Source organism: Mesorhizobium hawassense, from assembly GCF_003289945.1.
Taxonomy (GTDB): domain Bacteria; phylum Pseudomonadota; class Alphaproteobacteria; order Rhizobiales; family Rhizobiaceae; genus Mesorhizobium; species Mesorhizobium hawassense.
In genome coordinates this window covers 114,287-137,618 of sequence record NZ_QMBP01000016.1, presented here as the reverse complement: position 1 = coordinate 137,618, position 23,332 = coordinate 114,287, and the positions used below count along the sequence as shown (strand labels likewise).

General features: G+C 62.6%; 26 protein-coding genes. 14 read left to right on the top strand and 12 right to left on the bottom strand.

The features are described 5' to 3' along the window. On the top strand, positions 1-237 hold a 237-nt coding region (locus DPM33_RS27415), incomplete at its 5' end, for a globin domain-containing protein (protein ID WP_342634375.1). Positions 238-470: 233 nt separating this feature from the next. Here the strand turns inward: DPM33_RS27415 and DPM33_RS27405 are convergent. From DPM33_RS27405 to DPM33_RS27390, 4 genes are all read right to left on the bottom strand, one after another. Beyond that, positions 471-1,850 (bottom strand): FAD-binding oxidoreductase, encoded by a 1,380-nt coding sequence (locus DPM33_RS27405; RefSeq protein WP_112100520.1) that lies wholly within the window; start codon positions 1,848-1,850, stop codon positions 471-473. Positions 1,851-1,944: 94 nt separating this feature from the next. After that, positions 1,945-2,835: a tRNA nucleotidyltransferase/poly(A) polymerase family protein gene (locus tag DPM33_RS35955; protein WP_146770337.1), complete on the bottom strand. Its 891-nt coding sequence runs from the start codon at positions 2,833-2,835 to the stop codon at positions 1,945-1,947. A 640-nt stretch (positions 2,836-3,475) separates the two neighbouring features. Then, positions 3,476-5,584: a P-loop NTPase gene (locus tag DPM33_RS35950; RefSeq protein WP_146770336.1), complete on the bottom strand. Its 2,109-nt coding sequence runs from the start codon at positions 5,582-5,584 to the stop codon at positions 3,476-3,478. Between the two features lie 1,054 nt (positions 5,585-6,638). Further along, positions 6,639-7,073 carry a hypothetical protein gene (locus tag DPM33_RS27390; protein ID WP_112100517.1) on the bottom strand — a complete coding sequence of 145 codons (435 nt, stop codon included), beginning with the start codon at positions 7,071-7,073 and terminating at the stop codon, positions 6,639-6,641. 262 nt (positions 7,074-7,335) lie between these two features. Here DPM33_RS27390 and minC point away from each other — a divergent pair, with 262 nt between their 5' ends. From minC to DPM33_RS27355, 6 genes are all read left to right on the top strand, one after another. Further along, on the top strand, positions 7,336-8,226 hold the full coding sequence (gene minC / locus DPM33_RS27385) for a septum site-determining protein MinC (RefSeq protein ID WP_112100516.1): 891 nt from the start codon (positions 7,336-7,338) through the stop codon (positions 8,224-8,226). Between the two features lie 97 nt (positions 8,227-8,323). Continuing rightward, positions 8,324-9,139: a septum site-determining protein MinD gene (minD, locus tag DPM33_RS27380; protein ID WP_112100515.1), complete on the top strand. Its 816-nt coding sequence runs from the start codon at positions 8,324-8,326 to the stop codon at positions 9,137-9,139. Then, the gene (minE, locus tag DPM33_RS27375; RefSeq protein ID WP_042638296.1) at positions 9,136-9,408 is read left to right on the top strand and encodes a cell division topological specificity factor MinE; all 273 of its coding nucleotides are present in this window, start codon (positions 9,136-9,138) and stop codon (positions 9,406-9,408) included. Before minD ends, minE begins: the two co-directional genes overlap by 4 nt. 353 nt (positions 9,409-9,761) lie before the next feature. Beyond that, positions 9,762-10,649: an EamA family transporter gene (locus tag DPM33_RS27370; protein ID WP_112100514.1), complete on the top strand. Its 888-nt coding sequence runs from the start codon at positions 9,762-9,764 to the stop codon at positions 10,647-10,649. Positions 10,650-10,911: 262 nt separating this feature from the next. Next, complete coding sequence (locus DPM33_RS35945) at positions 10,912-11,460, top strand: hypothetical protein (RefSeq protein ID WP_146770335.1); 549 nt, start codon at positions 10,912-10,914, stop codon at positions 11,458-11,460. A 359-nt stretch (positions 11,461-11,819) separates the two neighbouring features. After that, positions 11,820-12,359, top strand: a complete 540-nt coding sequence (locus DPM33_RS27355) for a hypothetical protein (protein ID WP_112100511.1) — start codon at positions 11,820-11,822, stop codon at positions 12,357-12,359. A 211-nt stretch (positions 12,360-12,570) separates the two neighbouring features. Here the strand turns inward: DPM33_RS27355 and DPM33_RS27350 are convergent, their stop codons facing one another. Both DPM33_RS27350 and DPM33_RS27345 read right to left on the bottom strand, forming a co-directional pair. Next, on the bottom strand, positions 12,571-13,215 hold the full coding sequence (locus DPM33_RS27350; RefSeq protein WP_112100510.1) for a response regulator: 645 nt from the start codon (positions 13,213-13,215) through the stop codon (positions 12,571-12,573). Further along, positions 13,212-14,609, bottom strand: a complete 1,398-nt coding sequence (locus DPM33_RS27345; RefSeq protein WP_112100534.1) for a sensor histidine kinase — start codon at positions 14,607-14,609, stop codon at positions 13,212-13,214. Before DPM33_RS27345 ends, DPM33_RS27350 begins: the two co-directional genes overlap by 4 nt. A 486-nt stretch (positions 14,610-15,095) precedes the next feature. Between DPM33_RS27345 and DPM33_RS27340 the strand changes: the two genes are divergently transcribed. The 3 genes from DPM33_RS27340 to DPM33_RS36400 all read left to right on the top strand — a co-directional run bounded on the left by DPM33_RS27340 (position 15,096) and on the right by DPM33_RS36400 (position 16,363). After that, complete coding sequence (locus DPM33_RS27340; RefSeq protein WP_112100509.1) at positions 15,096-15,281, top strand: hypothetical protein; 186 nt, start codon at positions 15,096-15,098, stop codon at positions 15,279-15,281. A gap of 372 nt (positions 15,282-15,653) precedes the next feature. Next, entirely contained in the window at positions 15,654-16,034 is a 381-nt protein-coding gene (locus tag DPM33_RS27335) for a YkvA family protein (protein WP_112100508.1), read from the top strand. Between the two features lie 167 nt (positions 16,035-16,201). Next, entirely contained in the window at positions 16,202-16,363 is a 162-nt protein-coding gene (locus tag DPM33_RS36400) for a hypothetical protein (protein WP_167449234.1), read from the top strand. Positions 16,364-16,384: 21 nt separating this feature from the next. On the opposite strand, the gene DPM33_RS27330 is transcribed toward DPM33_RS36400, so the two are convergent. Both DPM33_RS27330 and DPM33_RS27325 read right to left on the bottom strand, forming a co-directional pair. After that, positions 16,385-16,606 (bottom strand): hypothetical protein, encoded by a 222-nt coding sequence (locus DPM33_RS27330; RefSeq protein WP_112100507.1) that lies wholly within the window; start codon positions 16,604-16,606, stop codon positions 16,385-16,387. 59 nt (positions 16,607-16,665) lie between these two features. Beyond that, positions 16,666-16,848 (bottom strand): hypothetical protein, encoded by a 183-nt coding sequence (locus DPM33_RS27325; protein WP_036258067.1) that lies wholly within the window; start codon positions 16,846-16,848, stop codon positions 16,666-16,668. Between the two features lie 245 nt (positions 16,849-17,093). Here DPM33_RS27325 and DPM33_RS27320 point away from each other — a divergent pair, with 245 nt between their 5' ends. Beyond that, entirely contained in the window at positions 17,094-17,243 is a 150-nt protein-coding gene (locus DPM33_RS27320) for a hypothetical protein (RefSeq protein WP_112100506.1), read from the top strand. 29 nt (positions 17,244-17,272) lie between these two features. Here DPM33_RS27320 and DPM33_RS27315 read toward each other — a convergent pair whose 3' ends face one another. The 3 genes from DPM33_RS27315 to DPM33_RS27305 all read right to left on the bottom strand — a co-directional run bounded on the left by DPM33_RS27315 (position 17,273) and on the right by DPM33_RS27305 (position 19,535). Further along, positions 17,273-17,608, bottom strand: a complete 336-nt coding sequence (locus tag DPM33_RS27315; RefSeq protein WP_112100505.1) for a hypothetical protein — start codon at positions 17,606-17,608, stop codon at positions 17,273-17,275. 138 nt (positions 17,609-17,746) lie between these two features. Then, positions 17,747-18,649 (bottom strand): GNAT family N-acetyltransferase, encoded by a 903-nt coding sequence (locus DPM33_RS27310; protein WP_112100504.1) that lies wholly within the window; start codon positions 18,647-18,649, stop codon positions 17,747-17,749. 130 nt (positions 18,650-18,779) lie between these two features. After that, the gene (locus DPM33_RS27305) at positions 18,780-19,535 is read right to left on the bottom strand and encodes an SDR family oxidoreductase (RefSeq protein WP_112100503.1); all 756 of its coding nucleotides are present in this window, start codon (positions 19,533-19,535) and stop codon (positions 18,780-18,782) included. Between the two features lie 104 nt (positions 19,536-19,639). On the opposite strand from DPM33_RS27305, the gene DPM33_RS27300 reads away from it, so the two are divergent. The 3 genes from DPM33_RS27300 to DPM33_RS27290 all read left to right on the top strand — a co-directional run bounded on the left by DPM33_RS27300 (position 19,640) and on the right by DPM33_RS27290 (position 22,262). After that, the gene (locus tag DPM33_RS27300; RefSeq protein WP_112100502.1) at positions 19,640-20,545 is read left to right on the top strand and encodes an AraC family transcriptional regulator; all 906 of its coding nucleotides are present in this window, start codon (positions 19,640-19,642) and stop codon (positions 20,543-20,545) included. A gap of 108 nt (positions 20,546-20,653) precedes the next feature. Beyond that, positions 20,654-20,911, top strand: a complete 258-nt coding sequence (locus DPM33_RS27295) for a metal-sensing transcriptional repressor (protein ID WP_112100501.1) — start codon at positions 20,654-20,656, stop codon at positions 20,909-20,911. 7 nt (positions 20,912-20,918) lie between these two features. Then, on the top strand, positions 20,919-22,262 hold the full coding sequence (locus DPM33_RS27290) for a cation diffusion facilitator family transporter (RefSeq protein ID WP_112100500.1): 1,344 nt from the start codon (positions 20,919-20,921) through the stop codon (positions 22,260-22,262). Positions 22,263-22,308: 46 nt separating this feature from the next. Here DPM33_RS27290 and DPM33_RS27285 read toward each other — a convergent pair whose 3' ends face one another. After that, positions 22,309-23,262, bottom strand: a complete 954-nt coding sequence (locus DPM33_RS27285; RefSeq protein ID WP_112100499.1) for a DMT family transporter — start codon at positions 23,260-23,262, stop codon at positions 22,309-22,311. Between the last annotated feature and the right edge of the window lie 70 nt (positions 23,263-23,332).

Sequence of the window (23,332 nt, the reverse complement as noted above, 5' to 3'; positions counted from 1 at the left end):
GGCCTGTCGCGCGCCGAAACCATCCTGCCCACGGTCCAGGACCTCGCCCGGCGCCATGTCGGCTACGGCGTCGAGGAGCATCACTACGCCACCGTCGGCCAGGCGCTGATCGAGACGCTCGCCGCCGGCCTCGGTGAGGCTTTCACGCAAGAGGTGCGCGAAGCCTGGGCAGCGGCGTACGGGCTGCTGGCAAGTGTGATGATCGCGGCGGCGCGGGACGTGCAGCTGGCGGCTTGAACGCTTAGGGAAGCTAAGCTGGAGCAGCGCCGAGTTCCGTCACGCCCCCCTCTGTCCTGCCGGACATCTCCCCCACTTGGGGGGAGATTAGCAGTTCCGGCGCCGCGCTCGCCTCTGCAAGGTTGGTGATTGGCGAAAGCGGGGGCGACATCCAATCTCCCCCCTTGTGGGGGAGATGTCCGGCAGGACAGAGGGGGGCGCTGTCCCGCCAGCCTCGAAGCGATAGCGAGCCTTCACCCCACAACCTTCCCTGGATTCATCACATTACCCGGATCGATCAACTCTTTGATCGCCTTTGCCAAATCCCGCTTCACCGGGTCCGCGTGCCGCTCATAGGCCTCGCGCTTTTCCAGCCCCACGCCGTGCTCGGCCGAGAATGAGCCGCCGGCCTCCCGCAACCCCTCATAGAGCACACCCTCGATTGCCTCGTGCCGCTCGTGCGAAACCGGCCCGTCGCAATTGATCGAGATGTGCAGGTTGCCGTCGGCGAGATGGCCGTAGACATAGGGCGCGTAGGCGGCGTCGAGCGCCTTCAGCCCCGCCTCGATGCGCGCCACATAGGCGTCCAGCGCGCCGCCCGGCACCGACACGTCGAAGGACGGCGCCATGGGGTGCGCGTGCTCGATCTCAACGGTCTCCTCGCGCAGCCGCCACATCGCGGCGGCCTGAGCGTCGGAGCTCGCGACCAGCCCGTCGAGGATGCCGGCCTCTTCCCAGATCGCCGCCAGCCCGTCCTCCAGCATGCCCCTTGCCGTCTCCATCGTGTCGGCGCCGAGCCCCAGCACCAGCAGGCAGGGCGCATCGAGCGGCAATTGCCCGGGCGCGTAGTTCAGCGCCCGCTGCATCAGCCGGGCAAAGTTGCGCCACAGGATCTCGGCGGCGGTGAGCCGCGCGCTGGTCGAGCCCAGGAAATGCCGCACGATGCGCTGGGCGCCCGCCGCATCCGGCACGCCGACGAGCGCGGTGGCGCTGGCGCCGGCCACCGGATCGAGCCGCACCGCCACGCGCGTGACGATGCCGAGCGTGCCTTCCGCGCCGATGAAGAGATGTTTCAAATCATAGCCGGCGCTGGTCTTGAGCACCCTTGTGAGATCGGAGAACACCCGCCCGTCCGGCAGCACGGCCTCCAGGCCCAGCACGCGGTGGCGCATCGTGCCGTTGCGAAAGGCCATGATGCCGCCGGCATTGGTGGAAACCATGCCGCCAATGGTGGCGCTGCCGCGCGCCGCAAGGTCGATGCCCGGTTCGAGCCCATGCGCGGCCGCCGCTTCCTGCAGCGCCCCCAGCGTCGTGCCCGCCTGCACGATCCCCACGCGCGCGAACGGGTCGATCTCCTCGATTTGGGTAAGCCCGCCGAGGTCGCAGATCACCTGATCCGCCGACGTCGCCGCTCCGCCCGCCAGCCCCGTGCGCCCACCCTGGGCGACGAGGCTGACGCCATGCTCCGCGCAAAAGCGCACCAGCGCCGCGACGCCCGTGACATCGCGCGGCCGCACCAGCGCCGAGGCGCCGAAATTGCGGGCGTCGAAGCCGGGATCGCGGGACGCAAGCTCGGCGGCGTCCCAGATGGTGGCGGTGGGGAGGGCGGTGCGGAGGGAGGGGAGGAGAGGCATGGGTCGTCCGCAATTTCTATCAGAAACACTATCAGAAGCCCAATGGGAGAAAGGCAGGATTCACGCGGCGAAACGCCCGCTTACTGGCCAACGCTTACGAGGCATCTCCCCCTTCAGCGTTCTCTGCCAATCGACGCAGAATTTCCAGCTTGTCCGAGACACCCGATTGATACAGCCCGCGGGCGCGTCTTAAGATGCGTGCAACTTCCGGTCCCGGTCCGATACCAAAAACGTCCATGATGTCTCGCCCATCGATAGGCAGAATAAATGCTGTGTGATCCAGCAAATCTCGCTCAATAAGTCGACCCACGGAGGCGCTAGGGTCATCGCTGTCAGCCAAGCTTTCCACAAAGTCACGCCAGCGCTTCAAACGCGGCTCCCTGAACCTTACCGGATCTATTGCAACGCCCAGTCTCGTTGCCGCATCAGCTACAAGGGAATCAAATTGGTGAGCTGGCCAGCTACGTTCTAGTCGGCGACGTAAGTCTTCAATGGTCGATTGTCCGTCATCTGGCGCATCGAGCACAAGCGTAACTGCGTCTTGGCAATGGCTGACAACTGCTGCAACTTCATCGCAAAGCCCTTGGCAGCACTTTGCCCAATTCTCCTTTGAGCGAGGAGGGTTCCTGCCGCAAGTGTCGAGAAACCATCGTTGCGCGACTTTTGACATCTCAACGTCGCGAACGTCGTCGAGGCCAAGATTGTGGGAAGTCCAGGTTCGCAACGCGTGCACCAATGTCCGGGCACGTCGGGAAATATTATCGTCCTCCATCTTTGCAGATATTCCGATCAAGAACGGAATAGATATGCGACCAACCTCGAAAAATAGTACATAGCTCCAACCGACAAGACGGAGAAAGGACGCTTCGTCGTCGTCGCCTGCCGGCGGCCGAAGCGTAATTGGCCTAAGCGCATCACTACCAACAAAAGTATGGAGCGAATTTCGAAGGTCTGTGACGGCGGCGTTGAGCTTGGTAAATCTCATCACCGCGCCCTAGTTGAATCTGCGATTGGGCCAATAAAATTGAAAGCAATCGCGAAGTTTTTCAGCGTTCTGCCGTAACTAACGTCCTCTTGCGGAAAATCGCGCTCCAATAGATCTACCGTCTGATTCAGCTTGTCGACCCGTACCACCCAGTGGCCTTCTGAACGTTGACGCTCAACCCGGCCGGAAAACCGGCGCGATCTCGCATGCTCGTCAGTGACTACGTGCCGACGCACGATTCGACCGGGATTTTCATACTCAGTCTCATGGCTCAAATCTCGAAAGATCTGAATGGCCCCGGGCTCGTCTCCCCCGGTCCACATAAGTACTGCTTCCAGATATCGAGTGACGTGCCGCGCGGCGTTGCCTGACGCAAAGTTAAGCGATCGCACTATCCGTAAGAGCTGCTCTCGGACCAAATTATCTGAAGGCAGGGGTTGGCGTTCACCTCGAGTAGGGCGGCTACCAACCTCAGCAATCCACCGATACTCAAGCAGGAGTAAAAGGCAGCGTTCGTCCTGTTCAATATTGTCAATATGCGAAGCCAGAAAATCCGCAGCCTTCGCTGATTGCTGCCGAATGATCGTAGAACTGACCTCTAGGTCCTTGTTTCCTAAGTCGGGGCCGATCTCCCGTGCTTTCAGATAGAATCCAGCTGTAGAGCCAATACGCTCAAGCTGCGCATACGCGCTCTCAGATAACTTTTGGTCATAGAGTTGTTGTGCAACAATAATCTTGCGTGTATTAAATTTCTCGATCTGGCGAGGAGGCAAATAACTTGATCAACTAGATCAAGCGTTGAATAAATGTCTGCCATCAATTCCGCGCGTTGGCTTGCTGCGAGCGGCGCTAATCGCAACAAATCTGCGGGTGTCCACAGTCCAATGTCAAGCGGGAAATAGGTGTCTGTTGCGCTAGCGGCTTGCCGAATTGCTGTTCTGGCCGCCTGGTAGGAAGACCAGATTTCGGTAGGCGCCGAATTACGCCTAGCCCGATCATTGGCTAAAAAGCCATAGAGCGAAGCGCGCTCAACTAACAAGTTCTGTCGAGTTCGGCGAGTGCCGGAGATTGTACCATTCGCCATTCCGTCGAGAGCAGTTTGAATTGCGTCCCGCGCCTCTTCCAAAAGAGAAAGGCGGCTGACCTGGTCAACAACATCCTCTCGAACTGCCATTCTCCTGAATGCGGATTCTTGGAGCATTAGACTGGGATGGACTACGCCAAACCTTTGGCGAAGTTCTGTTAACGCGCGACCAATGTCGACGTAAGAAAGCTTGTATCGCGACCCACGAGGTCCATCTGCTCCTATTTGCTGTAAGAGGTTGAAAAGAAATCGCCTCTCATGCTCTGCGTCGACCCATCCATTGCGAACAGCGCCAATTAGTTCGACAAGGCGCTCTGCCTCCCTCTGTGGGTCGCCGAGGCGGCGCCTACAAATCAGTTCCGCTTCTAAGGCAAGTCGGGGCGAAACCAGGAGTTCGCTTTGCTCGGTGTCGGCCCACCTCCACCGGAACAAATCCAGCGAGCCGAACATGTCTCCGATAAGGGAAATGTTTGCAGCCGGAACTCGCTCCGTGACCGCTCGAATAAGCAAGTTGACTGGAATTGGGCAGCTTAGACTCCCGGCGATCATCACAAAATCGATGATCCTGCCCGCCGCATCGCTTGTATCTAAAGCGTCCTTTTGTTGTTCGTCAAAGAGTGGGCGAAGTTCGACATCAACGCCTGCCTCCCTCAACCGTGCAGCCATAAGGGTATCAGGTAATGCGAATGGTCTAGTCTCTCGGTTACGAATTCGCAGTATTTGTTCTGTCGCCCGAGCCTCTGCCCCTAGACCGGCACTTATCCTTGGCCTGCTAGGAGGAAGAAAACGATACAAGAACCCAAGAATATGGGCATCAGGAACAGAGTTTGGTGATGGCCGTTCTCCCAAATACACGGCGAGTAAATCAGATATCTTATCTCGCTCGGAAAGAGTCAGCGATGTGGGCGCTTCGACGTTATGGTGAGAATATTTATCCGAGTTGTCAGCAATACGGTAGCGAGATCCAAGTAAAACGGCCCGCCTCCCTCGGCTTCGAAGACTAAACAGCAGGTCACGATACGGGTCAATGTCTCTATTGGCATCGCAAACGATCAAAATAGAGGTGGCCCCAGCTCGTTCTGCAGACTCACAGAAGCCCGAAACTTCGTTCGGTTGGGGAATGCGATCAATTGAATATAGTACGGGGACCTTTGATAATTCTCGTGCGCGCAGAACGGTTCGGGCAAGCGCAACTGATTTGCCTGTACCTGATTGTCCATGCACGATGATCGGGTTGTCGACCTTGGCATGATCCGAAAGAGCTGAGGCAACTTGTCGAAAGAGTTCTCCTTCGAAGTCTCGTTCGATAGCGAACCCGCGTCGAACGCCTTCAACGAGAAGGCGAGGTCCGCCCAAGTCGCCATGGAATTTGCGAAAAGCCTCATATTCTGCGTCGCGCACCAAGGGCGGCAGGAAGGACGTCCAAGTATTGTCAACGATAGATGCTACAGCCTCAACCGTGAGGCGTTCCTCAGGGGCTACCTCGAAATTGCGACGGTCTCCGAGACTCACGATTCCAGCGTCTTCTGATTCCGGTGGGGCGAAATCAGACAGCCAATCAAGCGCTTTGATCTCTGCTATCGCTGTTCCAAGACGCGCATTTTCGACAACAATGCGGCCTGACGCTACCAGCGTCTCAAAGTCTGCAGCCTCGTCTCCCGCCAACTCGGGGCGACCTCCAAACCATAGGATTTGGCTTGACGCGCCCCCCCCCCAATAGCCCCCAACAAGTCTTCGATTTTTAGCCAATCTCGCCTTGGATGGAATCCTTCGACAGCGATCACTCCCAGTGTAGTCGCAGTATCTAGTACGCGTCCGAGCAAGGGCAACGCATGGTTAACGCGCCGTGTATTTAGTTCGGCCCTATCCAGTGGCGGTCGTCCAATAGGGTCATGAGTTCCGGCTCGGCCAAATAAATAATATAGCGGAGGTCGTGATTTACTACGAGTCGAACGAGGTACTTCATTTGCTGTGAGTACTATTTCGGGCTCTCGATTTTTGTTGACGAGGATATTCTTTAGCGATGGGTCCACTGATGATGTGAACGCTGCGCTCCAAGGCAATTCGTTTAGAATAGATAGCCACGAGGGGGCGGCCCGACGTTCGCATCTTTCTGCTAGCCAATCAAAGAAGGAATGAGGTAGGGCGGTTGAATTCAATAGAGATGGCCAACCCCTACTATTCTCGGTCCGATTTGCCTTCGTTATGGCAAGTTGAAGGACCGCATCGGGTCTCTCTGACTCGGACCACGCGTCCTGCCCCAGAAATAGCACTAATGGGCGCTGCTCCCGAACGGCAGCCACCAACTGCTGAATTACCGGCTTCACCAAATTTCCCCCACGTTCGTTCGCCAAGGCTATTTAGATTTTCTGGCGAGTCAAACCTGGCAACGAAAGTTGGGTTGTATATGCTGCTTTCCAAAAGAGATGACGCTTCTCCGTTTGGCAAGTTAGGTCATTTGACGATTGCAACCATTCGACCGGGTACACTTCTTCGCCGTTGTGTAAAAGTTATCTGGCCTTTGCACTCACCGCCCCTTTGCAAAGCAAATCCATCCGCCTCCGCGCCCGTTCGTTCTCGGCCTTCACAACTTGCGTTTGACGCATAGATCAAAGACTGACTCGAGGGGCTTGATCGCTGATCGGCAATACGCCGACTATTTCGCGGGCCGCGGCGCTTCCGGCCGTCGCGGCCATTGAATATCCCGCCACACAGCACCTCAACCCGCCCAGATCGAGCACCCAACCGTCTGCCCCGTCGCGGCGTCGCGCACGGCCTTCGCGAACACCCGCTTCAACCCGACCCGGTTGGCTCTCACTTCCTTGCTGGCGAGATAGGTCGGGTCGCCGATCTCCCAATGGTAGCGGGTGTTGATCGGCGCGCGCTTCCAGGTGAATTTCGAGGCGTAGGCCACCTGTCCAGGCTCGTTGTTGATGAACCCGCAGTCGATGGTCGCCGGCATCATGCCTTTCGCGGCCATCGCGTTGACGACCTTGTCGGCGTCGGCCGCCGTCAGCCATTGGTCGATGCCGCTCGTCTGGTATGCGTCTATGCCGGGCGGCCGGTGCGTCATGCACCCGCTAAGCAACATCAGCGTCGCCGTCATTGCGATTGCCTTGCCTGCCCGCTTAGTGTCTTCCCGATCGATGCCCATGCCCGTCTCCTTGTCCCGAAAGAGTGGATAGTCCCGGGCAGAGGATGGTCCGCGCGCATCGCCTCGTATATTAGGCGTTTCACATGTTTGGCCCTATCGGCGCCTCGCTCTTCGGCGCGTCGCGGGGCGGCGAGGGGCACTGTCACCGCCCGGCCACAGAACTTAACCGCGTCAGCTGTTAACGCCCGCGATCCCCAAAATTAACCTTTTGTTAACCATTGCCCCGGCACCCTTTAACCATTGAGTAAGGATTCGCCTGGTCGTGACCTTCGCCGCCCCTTTGCAGAACAAATCCATCCGCTTTCGCGCTCGTTCCTTCGTCGCTTTCACGCTGTCGCCGGAGGCGCCGATCGCCGACTGGCTGGAGGGGCTGGATCGCTGGATCGCCAACTCGCCGGGCTATTTCAACGGCCGCCCGGTGGTGCTGGATCTGAACCTCCTGCAGCCGGGGCCGGAGGAGATCGGCGCGCTGGTCGGCGTGCTCGGCTCGCGCGGCATCCGCGTCTACGCCATCGAGCTGGAAGGCGCCGAGCTCGGGCCGGAGCTGCCGCCGCTCTTGGCCGGCGCCAAGGAGGCGACCGCCGAGGGGCTGCTGGGCCGGGCCGCGCGCAAGGCGCGGGCCGAGGAGCTGGAAGTCGTCGCCGGGGAGCAGGCTCAGGCCGCTGAGCACACCCAGCCGGTCGCGGAGGCGGCTCCGGCCGAAGCTCCGCAGATCGCGATGTCCGCCGACGAGCCGGTGGATCCCGAACTGGCGCGGCTCGAAGCGGTCAGGATCGAACCGGCGCAAGCCGCGAGCGCGGGCGCCGAGCCGGCGCAGCCTTCCGCCGGCACGCTGATGATCAAGGCGCCGATCCGCTCGGGACAGTCGGTGTTCCATCCGCATGGCGACGTGATCGTGCTGGGCTCGGTCGCGTCCGGTTCCGAAATCGTCGCCGGCGGCTCGATCCATGTTTACGGCACGCTGCGCGGCCGCGCGATCGCCGGTTCGGAAGGCAATGTTTCGGCGCGCATCTTCTGCCGCAAGAACGAGGCCGAGTTGCTCGCCGTCGACGGCTGGTACACGACCGCCGAGGAGATGGAAGGTGTGTCGCGCGGCAAGGCCGTGCAGGCCTTCCTCGACAATGATGCGCTGTGCGTGGTGCCGCTGGGCTGAGGCCGCAAGCTTCGGACCGGTTTCGCGTGCCAGAGTTTCCAAAGAGTCGGCCAAGCGGCTGGACCCAACATAAGAATCGCCAACGGAGGCTGGATAAATGGGCAAGGTAGTCGTGGTCACATCGGGCAAGGGGGGCGTCGGCAAGACGACCTCGACGGCCGCGCTCGGCGCCGCCGTGGCCAAGACCGGCAAGAAGGTGGCGCTGGTCGATTTCGACGTCGGCCTGAGGAACCTCGACCTCATCATGGGCGCCGAGCGCCGCGTGGTGTTCGACCTCGTCAACGTCATCCAGGGCACGGCGAAGCTGTCGCAGGCGCTGATCCGCGACAAGCGGCTGGAGACGCTCTATCTGCTGCCGGCCTCGCAGACCCGCGACAAGGATGCGCTGACAGAGGAGGGCGTGGCCGAGGTCATCGCCAGGCTGCGCTCGGTGTTCGACTATGTCTTCTGCGACAGCCCGGCCGGCATCGAGCGCGGAGCGCAGCTCGCCATGCGCTTCGCCGACGAGGCGGTCATCGTCACCAACCCGGAAGTGTCGTCGGTGCGCGACTCCGACCGCATCATCGGCCTGCTCGACGCCCGCACCATGAAGGCGGAGCAGGGCGAACTGGTGCAAAAACACGTGCTGGTCACGCGCTACGACGCCGCCCGCGCCTCGCGCGGCGAGATGCTGTCGATCGACGATGTGCTGGAGATACTCTCCACGCCGCTGCTCGGCATCATCCCGGAAAGCCAGGATGTGCTGCGGGCCTCCAACCTCGGCGCGCCCGTCACGCTGTCGGAACCGCTCAATGGCGCCGCAAAGGCCTACCTGGAAGCGGCAAGGCGCCTGGAAGGCGAAGACCTGCCGGTGGTCGTCCCCTTCGAACGCAAGGGCTTCCTCGACCGGCTGCTCGGAAGGAGGGCGGCATGAGCATCCTCGACCTCTTCAAGCGGCGCACCAGCGCGCCGGTGGCGCGCGAGCGGCTGCAGCTGCTGCTCGCCTATGAGCGCCAGAGCCGCGGCCAGCCGGACCTCGTCTCCATCCTGCGCGAGGAGATCATGGCGGTTATTGCCAAGCATGTGCAGATCGACCAGGACTACCTGCAGGTCTCGATGGACCGCGGCGCCACCATGTCGACGCTGGAGATCGACATCCAGATCCCCAACAAGAGCGCCGCGCCGCTCGCCATGGCGGGGTGAAACTGCTGATCTCCCCCCTTGTGGGGGAGATGCCCGGCAGGGCAGAGGGGGGGCGCTGTCCCGCCAGCCTCTCGGGAACTGGCCAACGGTTCGTCATCCTCGGGCTTGACCCGAGGATCCATGCCGCGACCTTCGACATAAAGTGCGACGGTGCAGAATTCTGTAACCGTTGCAGCGCCTTAGCGTTATGGCATGGATCCTAGGGTCTGCGCGCGTCGCTTCGCTCCTTGCTCCGCCCTAGGATGACGAAGGCGATAAGCCGCCGCCCTTGTCCCACCCATCCCCCTCCCGCTGCCTCACGACAGCGTGAGCGCCGCGCCCTACCTCCATCCGCTCTAGGGATGGAGCCAGGATTGACCACCACGCAAACCGCCAAGCCGGATGCCCACATGGGCGCCATGCCCGTGCTCGGCCTGCTCGGCTCCATGCTGTCGGTGCAGGTCGGCGCCGCGTTTGCCAAGGGGCTGTTCCCGGCGCTGGGGTCGGAAGGCACCACGATGCTGAGGCTCGCCATCGGCGCGCTGATGCTGGCCGTGGTGCTCAGGCCATGGAAGGTGCTGCCCTCGCGCAAAAACCTGCCCTGGCTGGCCGCCTATGGCGTCACCGTCTGCGCCATGAACATGCTGTTTTATGCCGCGCTCCAGCGCATTCCGCTCGGCATCTGCGTGGCGCTCGAATTCACCGGGCCGCTGTTTGTCGCCACCCTCGGCTCCAGGCGCCTGCTCGACCTCGTCTGGGTGGCTTTGGCGATGGCAGGCGTTGCGCTGCTTTCGCCCTTTGCCGATGCGAGCCGCGGGCTCGATCCGCTGGGCGTGGTGCTGGCGCTGGCCGCCGGCGCCTGCTGGGGGCTCTACATCATCTTCGCGCAGAAGGCGGGCGCCGGGCTCGGTCTGCGCACCTCCGCCTATGGCATGGCGATCGCCGCGCTGCTGGCGCTGCCCTTCGGCTTCAACGCCGCGCAGCCCTATCTGACCGACCCGCACGTCATGGCGGGCGCGGCGGTGGTCGGCCTGTTCTCCAGCGCGCTGCCCTTCTATTTGGAAATGCTGGTGCTGGCCCGCATGCCGGCCAAGGTCTATGGCATGCTGGTGTGCCTGGAGCCGGCGGGCGGCGCCTTGACCGGTTTTCTGTTCCTGGGCGAGAGGCTGAACCTGCTGCAATGCCTGGGCATTGCCGCCGTCATTGCCGCCGCTTTCGGCACGGCGGTCGCGGCGCGGCGGCCGGTGGCCGCGCCAGCCTGAGCGTGCCCCGACCCTGAGCCTGCTTATGGTTAAGGGTTTGGTTGATTTGGAAAAATCGATGCGGCGGCGGCAACATCCGACCACATCCGGCGGTTGAAATAGGACTTTGGTCCCTACGATTAACCGCAATAGGTCCGAGTAGACAAGACAAGGGTCGTGGGCCACTTCCTTAAGACGGGCTGATTGGGGGATGCTTATGCTGCGACATTGCCGGTGGGGTAGTTCGGCCGACGGGCGGGATGGCTGGCATGGGGAGAACGGAATGCGCATACAGCGCAGAGGCTGCAGGCTGGTCTTGCCGGCACTCGCTGCGTTGGCACTCGTTGTCGCGCCTCTTGGTCTCTCCATTGATGGTTTCGTCGTGACCAAAGCCTATGCCGGCAAAGGCGGTGGCGGCGGCGGAAACGGTGGCGGAAACGGTGGTGGGAACGGCGGTAACGGGAACGGCGGCGACGGCAACGGTAACGGCGGCAACGGAAACAGCGGCGGCGGAAATAGCGGAAACGGGAACGGCAATAGCGGCGGCAACAGCGGCAACAACGGAAACAGCAGCGGCAATAGCAACAGCCCCGGGAATAGCGGCACGAGCAGCAGCACCAGCGCGGCAAGCGCCGCCGATGTCGACGATCATGTGAACGCCTACACCGGCGACAAGGTCGAGGTCACCGGCAAGGGCATCCAGGTCACGCACCGCAATGGGATGAAGGAGACGATCGAGAACGGCCGGTTCAGGATGGAAGACAAATATGGACGCACCATTGTCGACCGCAAAGCCACCATGGCCGATTTCGATCGCATGAAAAGTTTGTGAGAGCGAGGTTTTATCGGGATTAGATCTTAAGGGACCGAAGGTCAGCGCTGCAAAATCAGGTTGCCACCTTTTGCTTCGTCTCTACGGTCCTGATCGTCTTGCGATAGAATTTTGCTACTCACCTTACCCCCGCCTTCGTGCGGGGGTAATTTTTTGAGCCGTTGACGGCGTGCCGGTTGCGACATTGGTCACCTGTGGCGGCGGAAATGGTCTGACCGACCGGGGCATGGGTCGTAAGCCGCTTTCATCGCTCCGCCGGAATGGCAATCGTTGTCTGTTAAAGACACCGGTTCCGCCGCCTGGTGCGAGAGCGGAACTTTGGCCATGGCGAGGTGGAACCGGCAGGAAAAAAGGACAGAATGCGCCAACCCGCCTGCACAAGGCTTACCCCCCTGACCTTGCGCGTCGCTGCCGCGCTGGCGGTTGTCGTCGCACCCTGTCTGTCCGTGCCTGGCAATGTTTCCAAGCTGGTGTCCATCGCCTATGCCGGCAACAGCAATGGCAATGGCAATGGCGGTAACGGCAACAGCGGCAACTCGGGCTCGACCGGCGGCTCGAGTTCCGGCTCGGCGGGCGGCTCGAATTCCGGCAATAGCGGCAACAGCAACGGTCAGGGCGACAATTCCGGCAATAGCAATGCTGGCGGGAACAATCCCAATGCCGGGCCTGGCAACAACAGCGGCAAGGGCAATGCCAATCCCGGCGGCAAGAACAGCTACACCAACGCGGCAACCGGCGACACGCTCTCGATCGACGGCAACAAGGTCACCGTCGTCCATCGCAACGGCATGAAGGAGCAAGTCCAGAACGGGCGTTTCGAGATGACGGATGCGCTAGGCCGCACCATCATCGAGCGGCAGGCGACGGATGAGGATCTGAATCGTCTGCTGAGCCTGTAAGGGCCGGGAGAGGCTACCCCCTTTTCCCACGTCCTTGCATGTCACCCCCGCCCCTTGAGGCGGGGGTGATTGCTTTTAGGGGGGAGGGGAACTGAAGAACTGAGGAACTGAGGAATTGAAGAAAAGGAAGTCAGGATTACCTGATCTTCAATTCTTCAATTCTTCAATTCCTCAATTCCTCAATTCCTCAATTCCTCAGTTCCTCAGTTCCTCAGTTCCTTTCCCTCGCCTCATGCATCAGCAGCGCCGCCTCGGTACGGTTGCGCACGTTGAGCTTGGCGAGCACCCTGGTCATGTGATGCTTGACCGTCTTTTCCTGCAGCGACAGCCGGGCCGCCACCTCCTTGTTGCTCAGCCCCTCCGCGACCAGCTTCAGGATCTCGGCCTCGCGGCCGGTGAGTTGGCTGAGCGGATCGGGCTTGCTGCCGGTGGGCTGCAGAAGGTCGGAAAGCAGCCTGGCCGAGAGGCTCGGCGATACGTAGCTCTGGCCGCCGGCGACATCGCGCAGGATCTCGGCCAGCGCCTTGGATCCGACGCCTTTCAGCACATAGCCGCGCGCGCCGGCCTTCAGCGCCTGGGCGACATCGGAATTGGTCTCCGAAACCGTCAGCATGACGATCTTCTGCTCAGGCATCGCCGAAAGGATGCTGGCGAGCGCGTTGAGGCCGCCGCCGGGCATGCTGATGTCGAGCAGAAGAATATCGGGCGTGCTGGCGCGTGCCAGCCTTTCGGCGTCCTCGGCGCTGGCGCCTTCGCCGACAAGCTCGAAGCCGCCGATCTCGCCGAGGCTGCGCGCCACGCCCTCGCGAAACAATGGATGGTCGTCGACTATTGCGATGCGGATGGATGTGCTCACGGTTGCTCCTCGACAGACAAGGTGATGACCAGTCTGGTTCCTCCGGGGCCGGACAGCGTTTCGAACTGCCCGCCTATGCTTTCGATCCGTTCCCTCAGGCCCGCAAGCCCAAGGCCCTCGCTTCGGGCCGGGTCGAAGCCAGGGCCAGTGTCCAGCACCTCGACTATGAGCTTGCCGCCCTTCGTCGTGGCCCTGACCTGCTGATCCCTGCCCTTGCCGTGACGGTAGGCGTTGTTCAGGCCTTCCTGCACGAATCTATAGATGCTGATCTTTTCCGAGGTGCCGAGTTCCGGCAAGCGCTCAGGCAGAGTTAACAACACTTTGGTGTCGGTGCGGCGCTCGTGCTCGGTCACCGCCAGCCGCAAAATGTCGGTTACGGCCTGGGTTTCGATTTGCGGCAGCACCAGCCCGTTGCAGATGCCGCGTATCTCGCGCATCGCTTCGCCGAGCGTCTTGTGGATGCCGGCGATCTCGGCTTCGCGCAGCGTGCCCGACGTGGTCGGATCGACCAGTATAGGGCTGTCCATCCTGAGCGCCGCGAGCGCCACCAGTTGCGCCGGTCCGTCATGCAGGTCGGCCCCGATGCGCCGAAGATACCGTTCATTGATGGCGGTGGCGCGGCGCGAAGCGCGCTGCACTCGCTGGCGTAGCGACGAGTTTTGCGCCAACGCCGTCTGCAATTCGGAAACCTTGGCCTCGAGCGCTTCCCGCTGCGTGAGGATGGTGCGGCTGCCGCGGAAAACGATGCCCGAGAGCAGGGCAAGCGCCGCCGCCGTGGCGGCCGCCACCACCAGCCAGCTCCACAACAGGGCGGAATTTAACGATTCCTCGAAGTCGCCGGACAATTCGTAGAACTCGCTGACGGCCACGACCTCGCCCGACCAGGGTTCGCGCACCGGATTGTAGATTTCGAGCAGCGGAACGTTCATCGACCGCTCCTCGTCGTCTTCTTCGTCTTCGAGCCTGTTGTATTTCACCATGACATTGCCAGCGAAAGCCGCAGTGAGGTTGGCGTTGGGCTTGATCTGTTTGCCAATGAGGTCGGCGTTCTTCGAATAGAGGATCGTGCCGTCGCGCCGCCACAACTTAAACGATACCAGTCTTTTGCCAAGCGCCCCCTGACCCAGCGTTTCGTCCAGCGCCCGCTTGACGGTGTCGTCGAGCTCCTGGCTCTTGCGCATGTCGGGCAGCAACGGCGCGATCACGCTGTCGACGTAGAGCGCGGTGGTGGCGGCGGAATTGTGCAGCACGCCGTCGCGGATCTGCGATGTCACCCACAGCCCGACCACGAGCATCACGGCCAGAAGGACGATGCCGCCTGCGATTACGAACTGCCAGGCAAGCGAAAGCTCGCTCCAGATTCGCGCAAGTCGCTTGAAAGACCTCCCAAACATCGGCATCGCTCACCCACCCGTCCGCGAGAGTATAAGCGAGGGGAGGCAATTGCGACACCGACCTTGGTCCGTGCCAACAGGGAAGGTTAATGGCGGGCGGTTGCCCGCGCATGCCCGCGGGCGGGAGAGCGAAGGTTCCTCACGCTTCAAGAACAGCAAGAAGCCCGCGCCACTCCTGTTGACGGGGGAAGACGCGGGCCGGTTGCCACCTGAAACTGCGGTTTTGCGATGCAGACACAACCACCAATCGAGCTCCGCGTCCATACCAAAAGACGTATCCCTCGCCGTAGACGGCGCCGAGCCCCGCCGGATGGCCCAGTTTTGGACCCCGTCCACGACCGGCGGGCCGATCGCTCCGTTCCGATGGCGCGAGCCGGAAAGCCACGGCAAAATTTGCCCCCAAAAGAAGTCAGACCCGGGGTCTTGATGGTTCGAACGGCCGCCGCTTATACGATGTTATGACCTTGCTGTTCGTGGCAACGCAGTATGGACGCCGTCACAAAAAAACAAAAAAGAAACCAGCGATTGTCGATTTTCGAACTCGAGGCACTGCGGGAAGCTTTCCGGCAGTCGGTCCGCGAGAACGACGTGACCGAAGCTGACTGGGCGCGGCACGCCGAGCTTTTCGTAAAGATCGCGCTCCAGAAAGGCAGCCGGCTTAAGCGGGCCTGATCGTTCAACTCCATTTTGGAAGGCTACGGTGAAGCCGCCGAGCCTAACCGCTACAGCCGCTCGGACCTTTGCGTTGCCGCGTAGGACCTCAGCCACAATTGCGGGCGCAACGGGAAACGGACACTCTCTCCCTGCGCTGGCTCCCCCCAAGGAAACCCAAAGCCGGCGCCTTAGCCCGGCTTGCCTGTCAAAGAGCCGTACTCTTTTACCGCCAAAGGCAAGCCGGGCTACCCAACCGCCGATTCCCGAACGCTTCGATACCGCCTCGCGGTCGACGTCGCCCCGTGTCGGCATCGCCTGAGTCGCGGCGTCGAACGGCCGCGACGGCGATCGTCGATTGGCCTGACGACCCGCACGGTCGTATATAGGCGCATGTCGGCTCTCGACTCGGCGAAGCAATGGGCGCGGGGGACCAAGCGCGATCTGGTGGCGCTCTGGCTTGCCGCCCGCGACCCGCGCGCGCCCTGGTACGCAAAGGCAACCGCGGGCGCCGTCGCGGCCTATGCGCTGAGCCCCATCGATCTCATCCCGGACTTCATCCCGGTCATCGGCTATCTCGACGACCTGCTGATCGTGCCTCTCGGCATCATGCTCGCGCTCAGACTGGTCCCGGCCGATCTGATGCGGGAATTCCGCGAAGAGGCCGCGCGACGCGAGAAGCCGGTCAGCAAGGCGGGTCTCGCCTTGATGATCGCGCTTTGGGCGCTCGCGGCGCTGGCGCTCGCTTGGCTGTTCTGGCCGAAGCCGGCCTAGATGTTCGCGTTCGGATTCGGTCGGGCCGACTGCATTCGACCTGGATGCGCCAATAGCAATGCACGTTCACTGTTAAATTAGTAACCACTTGTATTTGTTGTAAATCAGGATCATGCTGGTCGAGCGCGTGAAACGACATGCGCATGGGTGGGTAAAAGGGGTCAGGCGTGATGGAATATGCAGTCTGCTACGACCACAGCGGCTTGAATTTGGCTTGGTCGATCTTCCTCGACATCACGGCGTTCCTTGCGCTGATGGCGCCGCTGGCGGTCGCGCGGCTGATCGCGATATCGCGAGCGGATGCCGGCGCCAAATTGCAGCCCGCGTAACGGGCTGAAAGCCACAGCCGCCTAGCCGTCGCGGATGACCTTCCGCATCGAGGGGTCGCCGAACAGCGCCGACAAGTCGATCTCTTCATGGAAATGCGCCTGCGGATCGAGCACCAGCCAAGACGCGTGGGTGCGAAGGTCCCTCAACCTGGCATTCTTTTGCGCACGCGCCAGGCGGTCCGCCTCGTCGATCGAGATCTGAATGGGCCTTTCGGCCTTGTGATGGTGAGGGTTCCTCGACATCGCCGTGAAAAACGCGGCTACCCCGCCTTTCGTTCCACTGAAACCGAATGATCGGCCTCTCAGGCGCAGTCCTTCAACTCCACCACTTCGACGCCGAGGCGGAAGGCCTGGCCATCGGCATAGGAGCGCGCATACTGCTCGGCTTCGAAGGGGAAGATGAGCGTCGTGCCGTAGGCGGTGACGCGCACCGTCCACTTCTGGCCTCTCACGAGTTCAACGCCGTGAAGCTTCGCCGTCACCATCTCACCCTCCTAAGATCCGGCACGCTCGCGACACCGCATAACGTCGCGAAAGTCATTTGAATACAAATAATCCGACCAAATCGTGTCGTTACGACGTCGATTCCGACATTGGGTCGTTCGCGTCCGTGAAATGGTTCACCGACAGCCGCACTTTTTGCATCGCCCCGCGCGTAAGCGAGATGCTCCGGCCGGAACCGCCATGGCTCCAGCGGGTTGGAGTCATGGACGCAAGAGGAGATCGCGCCATGATCCGCAAACTGAAATCCGGAGAGTACAGGCTCTATTCGCGTAAGATCGACCCCAGAACCGGCAAACGCCGCAATCTCGGCACCTTCAAGTCGCGCGAAGCGGCCGAAAAGCACGAACGAGAGGTGCAGTATTTCAAGCGCCACTAAAGCAGTTTTCGCTCCTGGGAACGATCGCGTTACCCATGCGGTGTCGGCGGGGTGCGCGGGCGAGGGTGGCCGGGCACGTTCGAGCCGATATGGTCGAGGTCGCAACGTCTGGTGATCATTTCGACGGATTTGGTGTCGACGGTTACACGCCCCAGCACCTGCACGGTGGTGCGTTCGAGATCCTCATCGACATGGACGACGTCGCCCTCCAGTCTGATCTTCTCGCCTACCTTGGCGTTGGGCTCGACGATGGAATAGCGATGGCTGTCGCTCTCGAGCTTCAGCGTCACGCGGTCTTCGATGCGCTCGACCACCGTCGCGATGACCGCCACGCGGTCGCCTATTTCCACTGCCGGCCGGTTCATTGCGTTTCCTTTCCGCTCCGCCCGGTTTCTTGCCGCCGGAGCCGGCTGCCGATGGAGTGAGCATCGCCAGCCGCTGAAATAAACGGGAAAACAAGCGTTTGGTTGCCGCCGGGTTGTCTGCCGCCACGGCTTGGCCGATCACATGAAACCGGGATTTCGCGGCAGATACTGCTTCCAGTCGCCATAACCGGGCGACGCCATCAGCAGCATCGGAAAGGTGATGCGCATGCCTTGCTCGACCGCAAGGCCGAGCGCGCTCTCGCATGTGCCCGGCAGGAAGGCCGATACTTTTTCGGGCGCACGATCCGCCGCCAGCCGCAACGCCGTTGCAAAGGCATCGCGAATAAGGTCAGGCCGCACCACCGCCAGGGGGCCGATATGCCCGCTGGTGCTGAAATAGCTGTAGCCGACCGCATCGTCGCCGGCGCAGAGCAAAACTCCCGTCGTCGCCGGGTCGGCATGCAGGTAGCGGTGATGCTTCTCCCGCGAGACGCCCAGCGCGCGACGATCGATCTCGACGAGTCTCTCCATCGTCGCGGGGCCGCCGTCGATTTCGGCGGCGCGCAGCGGCGGCTCCGGCAATGCCTTCATTACCCGTTCGCGCGCGGCGCTGAGAACATAGACCGGCGTTTTGGGAAACAGGCCGTGCCGCATGTAGAGCCCCTGCGAGACACGGTTGAAGGTAAAGGTGATGAGCGCCTTGTGGGCTGCGCCCGATTTGCGGGCGTGCTCCATGGTCCGTTCCAGCAGCGTATTGCCGATGCCGTGACCCTGTCGGGCGGGATCGACGAACGACTGGGCGAGGAACCAAAGATCGCCGCAGACCCAGCTCCAGGCGAGACCCAGAATAGCGCCGCCGTCTTCCGCGACCCACAGGCCATCGGGGTCGTCCTCGAGCGAAAACAGCTGGAAATTGGGCGGGCTAGCCGCCGCCATCGGGCCAAAGCCATGCCGAACCGTGAGCTCGTTGATGCTGGCGACCACCAGCGCATCGGTCGCGGCAAGATCATCCGGGCGAGCAGGCCTGTAAACGAGCGACATGGAACAACCCCCCGGAATAGAGCGCGAGCCGCAACGCCGACCGTAGCAGTTGTTCATGCCTGCCGTCTTGGCCGCCGTCAGCGATGTCACCAGGAACACTGGAGGCCACGCCCACCGTCACGCCGGATTGTCACCCCGCTCGCGACAGGGCGACCGCATCGGCGCCGGCGGGGAAGCGCAGCGTGCCGGTCGTGTCGTTGACGGCCCGCCACACGCCCTCGGCGACATCGATTTCCCTTGTGGTCAGCGCCTGGGTCGTGGACGGATTGGCAAGATCGCCGAAGATTGCCTTGGCGAAGTCGCCATAGGCCTCGGGAATGAGGTCCTGAACATTGACGGCGGTGTTGGCAGTGAACCTTGTCGTCGGGCCGTAGCCGGGTTCGACCAGCTTGGCCAGCACGTTGAAGGGCGCGAGTTCCAGCGCCAGCGAGCCGGTGAACCCTTCGATGGCCTGCTTGCTGGCGGTGTAGGGCGCCGCCGGCGGGAACGGCGCCAGCGTGGCGCTCGAGGTCACGTTGACGATGACGCCGGAGCGGCGTTCGCGCATCTGCGGGATGACCGCTTGGCACATGGCCGTGACGCCGAACGTGTTGGTCTCGAAGACCTTGCGGATATGCGCCATCGGGGTCGCCTCGAAGGCGCCGGCGACGCCGATGCCCGCATTGTTGACCAGCGCGTCGATCGGCCCGGCCGCCTTGAGCGCCGCGGCGATGCTTTTGTCGTCCGTCACGTCGAGCGGCAGAATGCGCAGCGCCGGCGAAGCCGGCAGCACGTCCCCGCGTGGGCTTCGCATGGTGGCGACGACGTTCCAGCCGTTCGAGAGGAAATGACGCGCCGTCTCCAGGCCATAGCCAGATGAAGCGCCGGTGATCAGGATGGTTTTCATAGGATCGTTCCTTGTTGTCCGGTTTTCACGGCGACAAGGTTTACGGGCAGGATGCCGGACTATCTATAATTGACAGTCCATAGTTTGTTTGCAAAAGTCCGGATATGGTCGATCCGCTCTCCGAAGTCATAGGCTTGCTCAGGCCGCGAGCCGTGTTCACCAAGGGCATCAGCGGTGCCGGGCGGTGGGGCGTCCGCTACGCGGATTTCGGCCATCCGAGTTTCGCTGTCGTCATCGAGGGGGCATGCCGCCTGGCTGTGGACGGCCAGCCGCCCTTGACGCTGGAAGCCGGCGATTTCGTCCTTCTGCCGACAACGCCCGGTTTTACAATGACGGGCTTCGAGCCCGCCATTCCAACCCTCATCGATCCCAAGCTTGCCGCGGCAGCTGAAGGCGAGGTACGGCACGGCAGGCCCGACGGTCCGCCCGATTTGCGCATGCTTGGCGGCTATTTCCTGTTCGAGAGCGAAGACTCCGGCCTGCTGGTTTCGCTGCTGCCCGCCCAGGTTCATGTCCGCGGCGTCGAGCGGCTGTCGATCTTGGTCAAATTGCTGATCGACGAGGCCACCGGGCGGCATGCGGGGCGCGACCTTGTGCTCAACCGTCTTGTGGAAATCCTGCTGGTCGAATCCCTGCGGCAGACGCAGGCGCCCGACGCGCCGGCCGGCCTGCTGCGCGGCCTGGGAGACGCGCGGCTCGCCGAAGCGATCCGCCGGATCCATGGCGATCCGGCGCGGCCATGGACGATCGTCGAACTGGCGAAGGCGGCGGCGCTGTCGCGCTCCGCCTTCTTCGACCGTTTCGTGCGCAATCTCGGCGTGCCGCCAATGGAATATCTGCTCGCCTGGCGCATGGCCTTGGCGAAGGACCTTCTGCGCCGCCGGGAGGCGGACATCGCCGAGGTCGCAGAGCGCATCGGCTACGGCTCGGCCAGCACCTTCAGCACCGCCTTCAGCCGCCATGTCGGCCAGCCGCCCGGGCGTTATGCCAGGGCGCTGCGCATTAGCTGAAAGCCTCCGAAATATACGCTTGCTGAATGGGGGCATGAGCCACGATGAACCGCAAGGCATCGCATTGTCCCGTTTGCATTATCCTACCCTGGGGGATAGGATATCGGCATGACGATACACGGCTCCCATCCCGACATCATCGTTAGGCTCAAGCGCGCGCATGGCCATCTCGCCGCCGTGCTCACCATGTTCGAGCAGGGCCGTTCCTGCCTCGATCTGGCGCAACAGCTCCATGCCGTCGAAAGCGCCGTCGGCAACGCCAAGCGCGAGCTGATCCACGACCATATGGAGCATTGCCTGGTTGAAGGCGGCGAGCCGACCAGGGACATGCTCGAGGAGCTGAAGCAGCTCACCAAATATCTGTGAGGCGGCGATGTGGAAAGAAGTTCTGGACTGGTTCGGCTTCGGCGCGCACGGACCTGACCATGGCAGGCATCATCATGGCGGCCATGGCCACGACCATCACGGACCGCACGGCCACACACATGGCGTGATCGACGCCACCATCGCCACCACCGATCGCGGCATCTGGGCGATCAAATGGTCGTTCGCGATCCTGGCGGTCACCGCCGCCTTGCAAATCGTCGTCGTCATGGTTTCGGGCAGCGTGGCGCTGCTTGCCGATACCATCCACAACTTCGCCGACGCGACCACGGCCATTCCGCTCTGGATCGCTTTCGCGCTGGTCCGCCGCAGGCCGACCCGCATTTTCACCTACGGTCTCGGCCGGGTCGAGGACCTTGCCGGCATAGTCATCGTGCTCATCATCCTGGCGAGCGCGCTGGTCGCCGGATATGAGGCGGTCAACCGCCTGCTCAACCCGCGGCCGGTGCAATTCCTGGGCTGGCTCGCCGCGGCCGGCATCATCGGCTTCCTCGGCAACGAGGCTGTGGCCGTGTTCCGCATCCGCGTCGGCCGCCGGATCAACAGCGCCGCCTTGATCGCCGATGGCTATCACGCCCGCACCGACGGGCTCACCAGCCTCGCCGTCGTCGCCGGCGCGATTGGCGTCTGGCTCGGCTATCCGCTGACGGATCCGATCATCGGCCTCGTCATCACAGTCGCCATCCTCGGCATCGTTTGGCAATCGGCGCGCTCGGTGCTGACGCGCATGCTGGACGGCGTCGAGCCCGGCCTCGTCGACGAAATTCATCACGCCGCCGACCATGTCGCCGGGATCGAGAAAGTGGTCGGCGCGAAGGCCCGCTGGCTCGGCCACAAGCTGCATGTCGACGTGGAGATCGCGGTCAATGACGGGCTGCTGCTTGCCGCCGCGAACAACATCGCCGCGTCGCTGAAGGCCGAGCTTCACGCGCATATTCCCGCGCTCGACGTCGCCACGGTGCGCTTTGCCGAGCGGGAGGCCGAGGGCGGCCACCATCACGCGCCCGACCCGTTCCTGGTGTCGGGCAAGCTCGCCAGCGGGCTGCTCGAAATCGTCGACACGCCGCAGGGCGAACGCATGCGGCTGCGCCTGTCGCGTCACGCCGAGGGCCTGAGTGCGAACGTCGCCATCGAACGGGCCGGGGGCGCGGTCGAAAGCCTGCCGCTGTCTCCGGTCGGCGGCGATCACCACTATCTGCAAAGCCTGGTCGCTCCGGCCGAGCCGCATGAGTTCAGCGCCAGGCTGCAGCTGGCGGCCGGCGCCGACAGCGAGGACCTGCGCTTCGCCATGGCCGAGCCGGAAGGCCATCACCATGAACACGCGCATGGATGAAACAGGCGATCTTTGGGTCGGCCCGCGATATTCGTAACGTTCCGGGCTAGACTCTCCCGAGGCTGATCAGTGCCGTGCCGGCGATCGCCAGCAGCGCGCCGGCCCAGGCGGCCGTCGTCGGCCTTTGCCCGCTGCGCAGCCACACCATCGGCAGGATGATGACCGGCGTCATCGAGGACAGCGTCGAGATGATGCCGACATTGCCGGTGCGCAGCGCGGCCATCAGGCAGGACATGCCGAGCGAGGTGCCGACGAAGGCGGATAGCACGGCGAGCCCGACCGTGCCGACCTGGACGGCTTCCCGCTTGCCCCTGCCGAACGGCGTCGCGGTGAGCGCGATGAACAGGATTACGGCGAGGCCGGAGCGCAGCGCCATGGCCGAGAACGGCTCGACGCCGGCAGCCATGGCCGGCCGCGCCAAAAGGGTGCCGATCGCCTGGCCGAACGCCGTCGTGACGCCGAGCAGGATGCCTGGTCCGAGGCGCCCGGTGAGCGGCGGGCCGGGCGCGGTGCTGACCGGCACGGTGGAAGGGGTGACGACCGGCATGGCCGGCGCCAGGTCGCCGCGCTTGAGGAAGCGCCGCGGCATGCCGATCGCTAGCATGATGCCTGCAAGCACCATCGCCACGCCCAGCGCCTGCCAGTGGCTGATGGTTTCACCGAGCACGAGATAGCCGAGCGCCAGCGCGAAAGGCGAGGTGAGCGAGAACAGCAGCGCCGTGATGCGCGGGCCGACCGAATAGATGGTGGCGAAATAGGTCGTGCTGGCGATGCTGATGCCGGCGAAGCTCGATCCGGCAAGCAGCCAGAACTCCCTTGGCCCGATCGTGTGCCAGCCGCCGATCGCCAGCGACACCGAGCCGGTCATCACGAAGGTCGCGAGCATCTGCCAGCGCGCAAGCTGGAGGAGGGGAACGCGGCCCTTGAGCTCGCTGAGGAACATGGAACTCAGCGCGCTGCAGCAGGCGGCAGTGACGGCGAAGGCTTCGGGGGCGGGCATGGCTGGCGGCTGCGAATCCGGGAACCGGACAATTGGCGTTGCTTACGCCAGCTCGCCGCGATGCGCCAGC